Origin of the sequence: Acidovorax sp. sic0104 (assembly GCF_019219095.1) — a bacterium.
In the GTDB taxonomy this organism is placed as follows: Bacteria; Pseudomonadota; Gammaproteobacteria; order Burkholderiales; family Burkholderiaceae_C; genus Acidovorax.
In genome coordinates, this window is record NZ_JAHUWH010000014.1 from 13,017 (window position 1) to 27,782 (window position 14,766).

A 14,766-nucleotide genomic window follows, 5' to 3' on the forward strand; every position below is an offset into this window, starting at 1 on the left:
CATGTCCGCATTTCTGCTGTGTTTTGCCGCGTGGTCGGCCATTGCGCTGGGTATGGACCGCCACCACGAAGACGCGCTGGGCCGCGAGGGCACGGCGCGGCGCCAGATGCACCTGCGCCGCGCCGGCTGGCTGGTGCTGGCGCTCTCGCTGTGGCTGGCGGCGCGGCCGTCGGGCGAGGTGCCTGCATCGCTGGGCGTGACGGCCTGGACGGTCGCCCTGTCGGTCGCGGCCCTGGCGGTGACCGCCATGGTGACCTGGCAGCCGCGGCGCACCCCAGTCGCGGCCGGCGTCGCACTGGCCGCCGGCCTGCTGGCGTGGGCCGGCGGCTGGTGATGGCGCCCAGCGCCGTGCGGGCTGCCTGAACGCAACTGCGGCGCAGCGGCGGCGCTGCGCACGCCCGGTCCATACCGCGTGCTGCCCCGTCCAGTCCAACGCATTCGTTTCGCTTCACCGCTTCGCACACCTCCCAGCCAGGGCCGACCACCGGCCCGCGCCAGGCCCGGTGTGCGGGTTGTCTTCACCTGCGCTGCGCACACACCATAGGAAAAACCATGCACGCATTCCGCCAGTCCCACACGCTCAGGCCCCTGTCGGCCGCCCTGTTCGCCGCGCTTTGCAGCGCTGCGTGGGCGCAGAGCCCACCGCCGGCCACCGCACCGCAGACGCTGGGCGAGGTCACGGTGCAGTCCACCACGGGCGACGACGGCTACTCGCCCGCCGCCAGCACTTCGGCCACCAAGGGCAGCGCGCCGCTGCGCGACGTGCCCCAGGCCGTGAACGTGGTGCCCGAGCAGCTCATGCGCGACCAGGGCGCGCGCTCCATGGAAGACGTGCTGCGCAACGTGCCCGGCGTGGCGATGAGCCACGGCGACGGCCAGCGCGACCAGGTGGTGATCCGCGGCTTCACGGCCATCGCCGACCAGTTTGTCGACGGCGTGCGCGACGATGCGCTGTACTTCCGCGACCTGGCCGACATCGAGCGCGTGGAAGCGCTCAAGGGTCCCGCCGCCGTGCTGTACGGGCGCGGCTCGTCGGGCGGCCTGATCAACCGCGTGACCAAGAAGCCCAGGTTCGGCGAGACCTCGGGCGAGGCATCGCTGGGCCTGGGCAGCTTCGATTACCGCCGCGCCACGGCCGATGTGAACGTGGGGCTGAGCGACACCGCGGCCTTTCGCATCAACGCCTCGGTGGAAGACTCGGGCAGCTACCGCGACCAGCAGTTCGTCAAGCGCCACAACTTCGCGCCATCGCTCGCGCTCAAGCTCGCCGCGCAGACCGACCTGCTGCTGCAGTACACCAACGCCCGCGACCAGCGCCTGACGGACTTCGGCATTCCGGCGCTCAACGGCCGGCCCGTCAACGTGTCGCCGCGCACGTACTACGGCTCCAGCAACGCCGCGCAGGACGACACCACCACCAGCACCATGCAGTCGCTCGCGGCCACGCTGAACCACCGCTTCAACGGCGACTGGTCGGTGCGCAACGTCACGCGCCTGTACGACTACGCGCTGGACCGCTACAACACCCTGCCCGGCGGCACCACCGACCCGGTGAACCTGACGGTGGGCCGCACGCGCTCGTTCGTCCTGCGCGACGAAAAAGGCTTCTTCAACCAGACCGACGTCACCTGGCGCAACCGGCTGGGCGGCTTCCAGCAGGAATGGCTGATGGGCGTGGAGCTGGGCCAGCAAAAGAAGCGCGCCGAGTCCGTCTCGGGCGGCGCGGACCGCGTGCCGATCTACAACCCCGGCAACCGCCCCGCCCCCGCCAGCTTTGCGGCCGACGGCGCCATCCCCAGCCACACCACGCAGGACACGGCCGCGCTGTACTGGCAAAACCAGATCACGCTGGCGCCCCAGTGGAAGGCGCTGGTCGGCGCCCGCTACGACGTGTTCGGGCAGGAGACCACGTTCGACCGCAAGCTCGCGGGCCTGTCGCGCACCGACAAGAAGTTCAGCCCCCGCGCGGGCCTGGTGTGGCAGCCCAGCGAGGCGCTGTCGTACTACGTGTCGTACAGCAAGTCGTTCCAGCCCTCGGCCGAGACCTTTGCGCTGGCCGCCAACAACACCGGCGCCGAGCCCGAGATCACCGAGAACAAGGAGATCGGCGTGAAGCTCGACGTGCTGGACGGCCGGCTGAACTTCACCGGCGCGCTCTTCAACCTCGAGCGCACCAACATCAAGAACACCGACCCGACCAACCCGTCGCGCCAGATCAACGTGGGCACGCAGCGCACCAACGGCCTGGAGCTGACCGCCAATGGCCGCCTGCCCGACCGCTGGGACGTGAGTGCCGGCTACGCATGGCTGGATGGCCGCATGACCCGGTCGCTGGCCACCACGGGCTCGCTGCAGCTGCCCACGGCGGCCATCGCGGCGCAGGGCAAGGTGGCGGCGCTCACGCCGCGCAACTCCGCGTTCCTGTGGGCCATGAAGGACCTGGGCCACGGCCTGCGCGCGGGCGGCGGCGTGAACTACGTGGGTGCGCGCTTCACCTCGCTGACCAACCTGGTCACCCTGCCCGGCTACACCACGCTCGACGCGGCGCTGCAGTACACGCTGGGCCAGTGGGACCTGGACGTGAACATCAAGAACCTGGCCAACCGCAAGTACTACGTGTCCGCCCACGGCAGCAACGACAACCTGATCCTGCCCGGCTCGCCCCGCGCACTGCAGGTGACGCTGCGCACACGGTTCTGAACCGCCAGGCCATCTACCTGCTGCGAGTTCTCAATGGAAATGGCTGCTACCGCTTGATAGACAAGCGGTAGCAGCTACCAAAACCATAGCATTTTACACACCGAGGAAAAGAAGCACCATGCGCATGCACCCATTGGCCCTTGCGGCCTCGCTGCTGGCCACGCTGGCCACAGCCCAGGCCCAGACCACCGCCACCCCCGCCGCCACCGCTGCCCTGCCCGAAGTCAAGGTGACCGACGGCGCGGACGGCGCCACCACCGAGGGCAGCGGCCAGTACACCGCCCGCGAAGTCAGCGTGGGCAAGCTGCAGCAGACGCCGCGCGAGACGCCCCAGTCCATCAGCGTGGTCACGCGCCAGCAGCTCGACGACCGCAACCTGACCAAGGTCGAGGACGCCATCAAGCTGAGCACTGGCATGACCATCACGCGGCTGGACGGCGCGGGCAACTACAACTCGTTCCAGTCGCGGGGGTTCGATCTGGGTGCGATCCAGCTCGACGGCGTGCCCATTCCGCAAGGCAACTACAGCACGCTCGATACGGCCATGTACGACCGCATCGAAGTGCTGCGCGGCCCGGCCGGGCTGCTGCAGGGCGCGAGCGAGCCCGGCGGCACGGTGAACCTGGTGCGCAAGCGCGCAACGGCCAAGCTGGCCATCGGTGCCGACGCGGCAGTGGGCTCGTTCGGTCTGCGCCGCGGCACGGTGGACGTGGGCGGCGGCCTGAACGCCGAAGGCACGATCCGCGCGCGTGCCGTGGCCGTGGTGGAAGACCGAGACAGCCACATCGACACGCTGTTCAACAACAAGCGGCTGGGCTACGGCACGCTGGAATGGGACATCGCCCCGTCCACCACCGTGTCGGTGGGCGCGGCACAGCAGCGCGTGCGCGCCGCCATCGACCAGGGCCTGCCCACCTATGCCGACGGCCGCCTGGCCGACCTGCCCCGCAGTTCCTTTGCCGGCCTGCGCGCCAACCGGCAGGACCTGGAGACCACCGACGTCTTCGCGGAGCTGGAGCACCGCCTGGCCGGCGGCGGCGTGGTGCGCCTGTCCGCGCGGGACATCGACCGCACGGCGTACTACCGCTCGGCCCGCGCCAACAGCGCGCTGGCCCCCAACGGGAGCTTCACCATGGAAACGGTGGACGGCGACTTCCACGTGCGCACCCGCAACTACGACGCCTTCCTGGCCACGCCGGTGCAGGTGGCAGGCCGCACCCACAAGCTGCTGGTGGGCGCGAGCCACAACGAAGGCAAGACCTGGGACGGCAATTACGCCTACGGCCAGCCCCAGCCGTTCAATTTGCTGCGGCCCAACTACGACCTGGCCTATCCCGACATCCCGCTGCCGGGCTTCACCTCGCTCATCACCCGCCGCGAGAACGCGCTGTACGGGCAGGCCCAGGTCAGCCTGGCCGACACCGTCAAGCTGCTGGCCGGCGGCCGCCTGTCGTGGGCCGAGGTGGTGACGCGCAGCACCAGCACCGGCGCCGTCACTGCCGCCGCAGACCCAGGCCGCCAGTTCGTGCCGTCGCTGGCGCTGATGTGGGACTTCCACCCGCAATACACGGCCTACGCGAGCTATGCTGAAACCTTCGTGGTGCAAAGCCAGCTCACCACCGCCAAGCAGCTGATCGAGCCGCGCACCGGCAAGCAGGTCGAGCTGGGAGTCAAGGGCGAGTTCCTGCAAAAGCGCCTGCAGGCCCATGCAGCGCTCTTTCGCATCATCGACGAGAACCGGGCCATCCCCGACCCGGTGGTGACCAACGCATCGATCGCCGGCGGCAAGGTGCGCGCACAGGGCTTCGAGGCCGAGGTCAGCGGTCAGCCCCAGGCAGGCTGGGATATCGTGGCGGGCTACGCCTACAACGACACCCGCTACCTCAAGGCCCCCGTGGCCCAGCAGGGCCAGGTGTTCAGCCCCATCACCCCGCGCCACAGCGTGAACCTGTTCACCCGCTACGCCTTCACCCACCCCGCGCTGCGCGGCTTCAGCGTGGGCGGCGGCATGTCCTGGCGCAGCGAGTTCTTCGCGCAAAGCGGAGCGCTGCGCATCAACGCACCCGGCTACGCGGTGTTCAATGCGCAGCTGGGCTACCAGATCAACGACCACCTGTCGATGAACCTGTCGGTGGACAACCTGCTGGATAAGACCTACTACGAGAAGGTGTCGGGCGTTTCGCGCCAGAACTTCTACGGCGAACCCCGGCGCGTGACACTGGCGCTCAAGGCGCGGTACTGATGCCACTCGGCGCGCTGCCACCCAAAGCAGCCGGCAATAAAGCGAACCCGAAAAAATGCGTACGGAGTTCGCCGTTGCAACGGCGCGGCCGGTATCTGCCGCGCTTTTATGTGTGCGCCTACATCGACTGCAGATGCTGGCGCGCATGCCAGCCCGACAGATAGCGCATGACCGCCTCATGCAGCGCGTCCATGTCCATGCCCTTCACCTTCGCCGTGCCCACGATCAGCTTGTTCTTGGCCGGGCGGTAGGTGATGCGGCGCAGATTGGAATGCGGTGCCTGAAGGCGCGGCGCGGCAGGGTCCAGGTCGAACGTCATCACCATGTTGGAGCCGTTGACCACGGTGCACGAGTAGTCGCTGACACACGACCACGGGACGATCTGAGGCCAGCCCGGCACGACCATGCCTTCGGACGTGAGCTGCATCACCATCACGGACGAGCGCCGCCAGAACCACCAGGCACACGCCAGCAGCGCCACAGTGGCCCCCAGGGTGATGAAGATCAGTTCCTTGAAGCTGCCAAAAGACTTGCCCGGTGAAAAACTGTGGACGATCAAGGCAACGCATGCGGCCAGCGCCACGGCCGCCAGGCCGCCGAACAGCCAGACGTTGCCCTTGCGCTCGAAGAGCTCGACCGAGCCCCGCGTCTGCTGGACCACCTCGGTCAGGTCCTTGCGCACCTGCTCGTTGTGCTCGCTGGCCACGCCCTTGAAGTCGGCCAGCAGACGTGCCTGCAGGCCGTGGCTGTCGGTGAACAGCGAGCGCACCCAGTCCAGGGCCTGCGCGTCTGGCGGCGTGAGGGCGGACTGCACCATCGCTTCGGTCACCGGCGCATTCACGGCCTTGGCACGCTCCAGCGTGGGCGGGTGGGTGTCGGTCGGGTGCGTCGTGGCCACCTCGGTCGCAAAGTCGGGGGCGCTCAGGCCTGCCTTGCGCACGGCGTCGTGCAGCATCTGCACCACATCGCTGCCCGCATCCTGCGGTCGGCGGCCGATCTCGTTGAGCACGTTGTGCACCACCTCATGCAGCACCGTGACGCGCACCAGGGAGCGTGCCACGGCCTCTCCGCTGACCAGCCGCTCGGCCACCCGGTCGGCGGCGAACTCGCGCTCGCGGCTCCAGTGCTTGACGGCCAGGTCGAACCGCTCCAGCAAATACTCGATGAAAGAGATCGCTGGCAGGTCCCCCCAGCGGCCGCCGCTGTCGTCACGCCCATGGATCGCCTGCAGGCTGACCAGCAGGCCCTGGTAGATGGGTGAGAACTGCAGGCTGTAGGCGGTGTCCGCACCCGCGAAGTGGCCCAGTTCGTGGGCCAGGATGGCACTGATCTCGTCGCGCTGCAGCAGCGTGAGGTAGGTCAGCGGCAGGTACATGGTCTCGCCCGTCAGCTGCTGGCCGCCCGGCACCAGCTGCATGGGATGCGCCGTCACGTAAAAGCCGTCGGTCAGCCCCACCACCAGGTGGCCCGGCACGGGGGCGCCAGCGCCCTGGGCCAGCGTGTCCACGTAGGCCCACAGCGCAGGGGCCTCGCTGCGCGACACGGCCACGCCCATCACTTCATTGGGCTCGTCATGCAGCACCTGCAGTGACTTGTACAGGGCCCGCAGCAGCGTGACACCGCCCCACAGCACGCTGGCGGCCATCAGCAGGATGAGCAGCTGGAACTTGGCTTCGCCCGAACCTGCCCGCCCCACTATCACCACCTGGTAGGCCACGCCCAGGCGCACCACCAGCAGGGCTGCCACAGAAACCATCATCAGGCCCATGTGAACGGAGAGGTACATGGGCAGCAGATTGCGCCACCGCGCGAACAGGCGGATCAGCGCATCGCGAGACTGCAGCGCTTGGCGGCCGGCGGTGCTCACGCCCCACAGCCCTGCCAGCGCCACCAGTGCGGCCAGCACACCCGCCGCCATGGCAACGATGCTGGCCGGGCGCACCACGGCGCCCACCTGGCTCTGGGATGCGCTGTCGCCCCGGATGGCCTTGGCGATCTTCTCCAGCCGCATGGATGCCGCAAACCCGCTGTACTTCGTACCGTCGATCTCGATGGTGGTGCGTGGGTTTTCGCGCAAGGCGGCCTGGGCATCGGCGATTTCCGAGAGCTGTTGCTGCTGCTGTGCCGACAGGTCCGGTGACGCGTACTGCCGGTACTCCCACAGGGCGATGGCCGAGAGCAGCAACGGAATGCACACCGCCCACAGGACCAGACGGGCACTGCTGGGCAAGGTGTTCCAGACCTTGAGAATCTTGGGACCGATCGAAATAGCCATGGATTTTTTGGATGATTCGTTTTTGACGGGCCGCGTGCCAGCTGCGACCCCGGTGCTGGCTGCGGATCTGAAGGCCACTGCCTCCACGTCAGTGACCGCACCGCAACAGCATGGCGCCCTGGGCCTTGGGCTGCAGGCGGGGGCCGTTTCGGGCGGAGCGATTCTGAGCCCGCGCAGGTCAAAACCGCGTGATCGGGGCGGTCAAAGAAGCAACCATTTGTGTGATTTCGCACGGCGGTGATGGGCACGCTGCGCTCGGCCTTGTCATCGATGCCACGGCTGGCAACCCACGCTGTTGCAAAAAAGCATCCGCCACAAGAAAAAGAACCATTCTCATTTAGAATGTAACCATTCATACTGCAAGCCCGTCGCGCAGGCATCCGCCTTCGCACCAGCCAGCATTCGCCGTCGCCCCCGGTTTGAAGGGGCGGCACTCTGGATCAAGCCCATTGGGCTCGCCGCAAAAACCGCCCCTGGTTGCTGCCCCGCAGCAGGATCAGGCGGACGCCTTGCCCGCGAGAGGATGGGCTCCAGTTCCTCCTGCTGGACTGCCCCCGCCATGCTTTCGCCGACTGCCTTGCGCCGCTGGTCATGGACCCACAAGTGGTCCAGCCTGGTGTGCACCCTTTTCATGCTGCTGCTGTGCGTGACCGGCCTGCCGCTGATCTTCCACCACGAGATCGGTCACCTGCTGGGCACCGAGGTCCAGGCCCCTGCCATGCCCGCGAACACGCCACGCGCCAGCCTGGACAAGGTGCTGGCCGCCGCGCAGGCCCTGCACCCCGAGCGCGTGGTGCAGTTCGCCTCACAGCCGGAGGACGACGACGCGCTGTGGTTCGTCACCCTCACGCCCACGCCCGCCCCCACCGAAGACTTCAAGTCCATCGCCGTGGACGCGCGCACGGCGGCCGTGCTGTCGCAGCGGCCGGTGGACGAGGGATTCATGTACATCATGTTCCGCCTGCATGTGGACCTGTTCGCGGGCCTGGCAGGCAAGCTCTTCCTGGGGTTGATGGGCCTGTTGCTGCTGGTGGCCATCGTGACCGGCGTGGTGCTGTATGCGCCCTTCATGCGCAAGCTCGCCTTCGGTCAGGTGCGGCGCGACCGCTCCACCCGCGTGAAGTGGCTGGATCTGCACAACCTGCTGGGCATCGTCACCCTGGTGTGGGCCCTGGTCGTGGGCGCGACGGGCATGATCAACACCTGGGCGGACCTGATGATCAAGTACTGGCAGTACGACCAGCTGTCCATCCTGCTCAAACCCTACGAAGGGCAGCCCACCGTGCCCGTGGCCGAGCGCGGCCCGCTGCAGCAATCCCTGCAGGCGGCGATGGCGCACGCGCCGGGCATGAAGCTGTCGTTCATTGCGTTCCCTGGCACGGCGTTTTCGAGCCCCCACCACAACACCTTCTTCCTCAAGGGCAACGAGCCGCTCACCTCGCGGCTGCTGCAGCCCGTGATGGTGGACGCACGCATCGCGCAGGTCACCGCAGCGCCGCAACTGCCCTGGTACCTGACGGCGTTGCTGGTCTCGCAGCCGCTGCATTTTGGCGACTACGGCGGCATGCCGATGAAGATCCTCTGGGCCCTGCTCGACATCGCCACCATCGTCGTGCTGGGCAGCGGCCTGTACCTGTGGCTGCGCCGCGGTGCGCAGGCGGTTGGCAGCAACACGGCGGCGCTTGCGGCCGGTCAAGGCAGCCTGCCCGCTGCGGGTTCTGCGCGAGCGCAAGGCGCTGCATGAAGCGCGCAAGCCCGTTTCTCGCCCTCTGGGGCTGGCCCATTGCGCTGGGCGTGCTCTCTGCCACGGGCCTTGGTACCGCCCTGGTGTCCGACACCTGGGGCGACTGGTGGTCGTGGGTGGGCCTGGGCGTTCCCGTGGCGGTGATCGCCTGGTTCTCCTGGCCGCGCACCCCTACCACGGCTACTGCCGCCCCCGCGGATACCGACGCGCGCATCGCCGGCACCACCGGCGCACCCCGCTGACACCCCATCCTTTCCATTCACACTGCACACCACTACCATGCGCCAAGCCAACTCCTTCCAGCCAGCCCCGCTGCAACCCGCTTTTACCGCCACGCCCGTGGCACTGGCCACCGCCGTGATGCTCGCGCTGAGCGCGCCCGCCGCGTTCGCGCAGCAGGCGGCGGCAGCACCTGAGGGCCAGACCCTGTCCACCGTGACGGTGAACGCCAGCGCCGATGCATCGGCACAGGGCCTGTCGCCAGCGTATGCCGGCGGCCAGGTGGCACGCGGCGGCCGCGCAGGCGTGCTGGGCACCAAGGATGCGATGGACACCCCGTTCTCCGTCACCAGCTACACCAACGAGCTGATCCAGGACCGCCATGCGCGCAGCGTGGGCGATGTGCTGCAGAACGACCCCACGGTACGGGTGGCACGCGGCTTCGGCAACTTCCAGGAGGCGTATTTCATCCGCGGCTTCATCCTCGACTCGGACGACACCGCCTACAACGGCCTGTACAGCCTGCTGCCGCGCCAATACATCGCCACCGAGCTGTTCGAGCGCGTGGAGGTGCTGCGCGGCGCCTCGGCCTTCCTCAATGGCGCCAGCCCCAACGGCGGCGGCATTGGCGGCTCGATCAACCTGCTGCCCAAGCGTGCGCCCAACGAGCCTTTGAGCCGCGTGACCTTCGGCGTCTCCAGCGGTGGCCAGACACAGCTGGCCGCCGACATCGCGCGCCGCTTCGGCCCTGACGGCAACACGGGCATCCGCGTGAATGCGGCCACCCACAACGGCGGCACGGCCGTGGACCACGAAGACGTGAAGCTCGGCCTGGCGGCCGTGGGCCTGGACTGGCGCAGCCGCGACGTGCGCCTGTCGGGCGACATCGGCTGGCAGGATCACAAGCTCAAGAGCACGCGCACCAACGTGACCCTGGGCGGCGACGTGACGAAGATGCCTGCCGCACCCAACGGCGATGCGAACTTCGCCCAGCCCTGGACCTACTCCAACGAGCGGGACACCTTCGGCACGCTGCGCGGCGAGTGGGACATCACCCCTGACGTGACCGGCTGGGCCGCTGCCGGCGCGCGCCGCAGCTCCGAGGCCAACTCGCTGGCCAATCTGACGGTGAACAACAGCACCACCGGCGCCGGCACCACCTACCGCTTCGACAACACCCGCAAGGACAGCGTGAACACCGGCGAGCTGGGCCTGCGCGGCAAGCTGCAGACCGGCAGCGTGGGCCACGAATGGGTGCTGGTGGCATCGCACTTCAGTTCCGACAAGAAGAATGCCTATGCGATGGACTTCGCCAACACGCAGGCCACCAACCTCTATAACCCCGTGTACACGAACGCCCTGCCGGGCTTCAGTGCAGGCGCCTTCCGTGGCGGTGACCTGGCCGACCCGCGCCGCACCGGCAGCACGCGCCTGAGCAGCTTCGCACTGGGCGACACCATGTCGCTGCTGGACAACCGCCTGCTGCTCACGGCCGGCCTGCGCCACCAGTCGCTGGAGATCGCCAACTACGCCTACGGCACGGCCCTGCAGACCGACCGCTATGACCAGAGCCGCACCAGCCCGCTGCTCGCGGCCGTCTACAAGCTCGACAAGAGCCTGTCGGTGTACGGGAACTACGTGGAAGGCCTGAGCCAGGGTGCGACCGCGCCCTCCACCGCCGCCAACCGCGGCGAGATGCTCTCGCCCTACGTCTCCAAGCAAAAGGAGGTGGGCGTGAAGTTCGACGGCGGCCGCTTCGGCGGTAGCGTGGCGCTGTTCTCCACCACCAAGCCCCGCGCCTACGTGGGCAGCGACAACATCTTCCGTGGCAACGGCAAGGACCGCCACCAGGGCATCGAGCTGGCCGTGCAGGGCGAGGCCACCAAGGGCCTGCGCCTGCTGGGCGGCCTGACCTGGCTCGAAGCCAAGCAGCTGAACACGGGCGCTGCCAGCACCGATGGCCGCCGCGTGATCGGCGTGCCCAAGCTGCAAGCCAACATCGGCGCCGAGTGGGACGTGCCGGGCGTGAACGGCCTGGCCGTGGACGGCCGCCTGGTGCACACCGGCTCGGTGTATGCCAACGCCACCAACACCATCGCAGTGCCCGCCTGGAACCGCCTGGATCTGGGCGTGCGCTACCTGACCGAAGTGCAGGGCCGCCTCGTCACGCTGCGCGCCCGCGTGGACAACGTGAGCAACCGCAGCTACTGGGCGTCGTCGGGTGGCTACCCTGGCGCCGGCTACCTCGTCGTGGGCGCTCCGCGCACGCTGTCGCTCAGCGTGGGCGTGGACTTCTGACCGCACCATCTGACACAACCCCGAGGGGCGTGCCAGCCTGAACCTTGCACGCCGCGCGACCCGCTTCGCTGTCGCCCACCTCGCAGCCACCCAGCGCCTGACCACCAGGTGTAGGCAGCCACTCCCTTTCGCACCGCGTTCCGCCCCCCTCACCGCAGGGGTGCGGAGCGCTGCGTGCTCGCCGATTTTTGTTGAAAACCACCGAAAGGAAACTGCCATGTCTTCGTCCTTGTTCCTGAAAGCCGCCCTGATCGCTGCCGCATCCGTCAGCGTCGTGAACACCGTCCACGCCCACCAGGTGTGGCTGGAGAGCGCCGGCGGCCAGGCCCGCCTGCACTTTGGCGAGTTCAACGAGAACCTGCGCGAGACCTCGCCAGGCTCGCTGGACAAGTTCAAGGGCGTGCCCGCGCTGGAGCAGCGCACCGGAACCGCCGCGCAGCGCGTGGAAGGCCAGCTGGGCAAGGATGGCTTCAACTACACCGTGGCCGGCACACCCGACACGCTGTTCGCCGCAGCCACCTACCCGCTGATCGACCGCAGCAAGCGCAACCTGCCCGCGATGTACTGGCAGCCTTCGGCCCGCTGGGTGGCTGGCCTCGCCCAGCCCGTGGCGCCCACCGCGCCGCTGGACCTGGTGCCCACGGGCAAGCCCGGTGAATTCAAGGTGGTCTACAAGGGCGCGCCGCTGCACAAGGCCAAGGTGCAACTGGCCGCGCCCTCGGGCTGGACGCGCGAAGCCGAGACGGCCGAGGACGGCACCGTGACATTCGTCACCCCCTGGAAGGGCCAGTACGTGGCCGAGGTGAAGCACAGCGACAAGACGCCCGGCGAAGCCCAGGGCGAGAAGTACGGCGAAGCCAGCTACGTGACCACGCTGACCTTCGTGCTGGCTGACGGCATGGCATCGCCCGCCCTGCCCGCTCCGCCCAAGGCCCACTGACCACACACAGCGGGCCGCCGGCCCGACGGCATCGCGCACACACGGCTGCTCGCCGCGCCAGGCACCGCCGGCGCTGGCAGGCGGCTGCCCGCCCGCCCGCCATTTCAGCATCTTTTTGCCACCTTCCGCTTGACGGCAAAGCGCTGGCAGCTATTAAAAACATAGCATCATGACCCAACCGAACTTTCTGCGCACGTCCGTGGCGCATGCCGCGTTCCTTGCACTGTGCGGGACCGCCCTGGCTCAAACCAGCACCGGAGCGGCCCCCACCGATACGCCCGTGCCCGCGCCCTCCCTGCGCCAGGTGGATGTCGTGGACTCCACCGCCGGTGCAGCCGCAACGCCCGCGCGGCGCGCCCAGTCCAGCTCGCGCCTGGGCCTGTCGGTGCTGGAGACGCCCCGCGCCGTGAGCGTGATCGACGGCGCGCTGCTGGAGCAGCAGATGGCCACCACCGAGCGCGACGTGCTGCGCAACGCCTCGGGCGTCTCGTCGCGCAGCGAGTACTACGGCTCGTACTCGCAGTTCTCCATCCGCGGGCTGTGGGCCAACAACACCTACAACTTCCTGCGCGACGGCGCGAAGTTCGTCCACCTGCTGGACCCGCCGCTGTTTAACATCGAGCGCGTCGAAGTCATCAAGGGCCCGGCGGCCCTCGAATTCGGCCAGGTCGCCCCTGGCGGGCTGGTCAACTACGTGAGCAAGCGGCCCCAGGCCGAGGCACTGCGCAACGTGAAGATCGGCGCGGGCAGCGACGGCTGGCGCAATGCCGAGTTCGACCTCACCGGCCCGCTCAACTCCGACCGCACGCTGCGCTACCGGCTCGATGGCGGTGCCAGCCGGGGCGGCAGCTTCGTGGATGGCAACACCCCGCGCAAGCAGGGCATTGCCGGCAGCCTGGAGTGGCAGGTCACGCCCGACACGCTCTGGCGCGCGCAGGCCGAGTACCAGAGCATGGACGGCACCTCCACCTCCGGGTTGGCCGTGCCAGACCCCAAGAACCCTCGCAGCGCGGACGCTCTGCCAGTGGGCGCGTTCTACGGCGAGCCCTGGCTGAACACCGACGGGCACCTGCGCTTTTACTCCACCGAGCTGCAGCACCGTTTTTCTGACCGGCTGGAAGGCCGCGTGCACCTGTCGCGCAACGAAACCTTCCGCAACGTGAACATCGTGTCGCCGATGGGCCCGGTGACCAATGGCCGCGTCGCGCGCAGCTACTGGATGGCGCCGGGCCAAAAATACACGTCGGACACCGCGCTGGCGGAACTGCGCGCCCAGGTGCAGACCGGCGCAGTCAAGCACACGTTGCTGGCGGGCATGGACTGGCGCGCCATTGCAGGCTTCTATGGCGCGCGCACCACGGGCAACCTGGGCTCCATCGACCTGTACAACCCTGTCACGGGCCAGGTGCCCCCCGTGGCCTCCACGGGCGTGGGCCGGCTGTCGTCCGACGCGCGCAATACCGGCCTGTTCGTGCAGGACCGCCTGACGCTGGGCGACTTCGGCCTGCTGCTGGGCCTGCGGCATGACAGCTTCAAGGACGCCTACACCACGCCCGTCACCGACCTGAGCAAGACCCAGCCCAGCGCCGCGATCAGCTGGGAGCCCCGCACCGGCACCATGCTGTACGCCAGCCATGCGCGCTCGTTCCAGGCCAACACCGGCACGCTGCTGTGGGGCGACCGCGCGGCGCCGCCGTCGGAAGGCAAGCAGTTCGAGGTGGGCTGGAAGCAGGAATGGCTGGACAAGCGGCTGATGACCACCGTGTCTGCCTTCGACCTGCAGCTCACCAATGCGCCCGCCACCGACCCGCAGCACGCCGGCTACTCGGTGCTGACCGCGCGCCAGCGCATCAAGGGCGTGGAGCTTGAGCTGCAGGGCCGCATCACCCCCGGCTGGACGGTCACGGCGCAGGCCAGCTTCCAGAACCCCGAGGTGCTGGCCGACACCGCCGCCGGTGCCAACGTGGGCAACCGCGTCGCGCTGGCCACGCGCCGCAATGCCTCGCTGTGGACGCAGTACCGCGTGCCGCAACTGCCCGGCCTGTGGGTCGGCGGGGGCCTGGTCCACCAGGGCGACAAGTTCATCGCCAACGACAACAAGTGGCGCCTGCCGGGCTTCACCACGGTGGACCTGGCCGTGGGCTACCAGTTCGCTGGCGGCGTGCGCCTGCAGGCCAACCTCAAGAACGCTGGCAACCGGCGCTACTACCTGGACGGCACCACCACCGCGGTGGGCTTCGGCTCCGTCGTGCCCGGCCAGCCGCGCACCGTGCAGGTGGCGCTGGACTACACGTTCTGAGCGCCGCGCAACCCGCCCCCCTTTTTCAAAACCTTCGGAGGAACATCAC

The 14,766-nt window shown here is 68.5% G+C and carries 9 protein-coding genes; 8 read left to right on the forward strand and 1 reads right to left on the reverse strand.

The features are described from left to right. Position 1: 1 nt before the first annotated feature. The 3 genes from KW835_RS19940 to KW835_RS19950 all read left to right on the forward strand — a co-directional run bounded on the left by KW835_RS19940 (position 2) and on the right by KW835_RS19950 (position 4,942). Positions 2–334, forward strand: coding sequence for a DUF3325 domain-containing protein (locus KW835_RS19940; RefSeq protein WP_056411776.1), 333 nt, complete (start codon positions 2–4; stop codon positions 332–334). Positions 335–552: 218 nt separating this feature from the next. Next, entirely contained in the window at positions 553–2,700 is a 2,148-nt protein-coding gene (locus KW835_RS19945) for a TonB-dependent siderophore receptor (protein ID WP_218385659.1), read from the forward strand. Between the two features lie 118 nt (positions 2,701–2,818). Next, entirely contained in the window at positions 2,819–4,942 is a 2,124-nt protein-coding gene (locus tag KW835_RS19950) for a TonB-dependent siderophore receptor (RefSeq protein ID WP_218385660.1), read from the forward strand. 118 nt (positions 4,943–5,060) lie between these two features. Here the strand turns inward: KW835_RS19950 and KW835_RS19955 are convergent, their stop codons facing one another. Beyond that, entirely contained in the window at positions 5,061–7,217 is a 2,157-nt protein-coding gene (locus KW835_RS19955) for a M48 family metallopeptidase (RefSeq protein ID WP_218385662.1), read from the reverse strand. A gap of 559 nt (positions 7,218–7,776) precedes the next feature. Between KW835_RS19955 and KW835_RS19960 the strand changes: the two genes are divergently transcribed. From KW835_RS19960 to KW835_RS19980, 5 genes are all read left to right on the forward strand, one after another. Continuing rightward, the gene (locus KW835_RS19960; protein ID WP_218385664.1) at positions 7,777–8,961 is read left to right on the forward strand and encodes a PepSY domain-containing protein; all 1,185 of its coding nucleotides are present in this window, start codon (positions 7,777–7,779) and stop codon (positions 8,959–8,961) included. Continuing rightward, on the forward strand, positions 8,958–9,203 hold the full coding sequence (locus tag KW835_RS19965) for a hypothetical protein (RefSeq protein WP_218385666.1): 246 nt from the start codon (positions 8,958–8,960) through the stop codon (positions 9,201–9,203). Before KW835_RS19960 ends, KW835_RS19965 begins: the two co-directional genes overlap by 4 nt. Before the next feature lie 37 nt (positions 9,204–9,240). Beyond that, entirely contained in the window at positions 9,241–11,478 is a 2,238-nt protein-coding gene (locus KW835_RS19970) for a TonB-dependent siderophore receptor (RefSeq protein WP_218385668.1), read from the forward strand. A 217-nt stretch (positions 11,479–11,695) separates the two neighbouring features. Further along, on the forward strand, positions 11,696–12,418 hold the full coding sequence (locus KW835_RS19975) for a DUF4198 domain-containing protein (protein WP_218385669.1): 723 nt from the start codon (positions 11,696–11,698) through the stop codon (positions 12,416–12,418). Positions 12,419–12,587: 169 nt separating this feature from the next. Continuing rightward, positions 12,588–14,717, forward strand: a complete 2,130-nt coding sequence (locus KW835_RS19980; protein ID WP_218385671.1) for a TonB-dependent siderophore receptor — start codon at positions 12,588–12,590, stop codon at positions 14,715–14,717. Positions 14,718–14,766 lie beyond the last annotated feature (49 nt).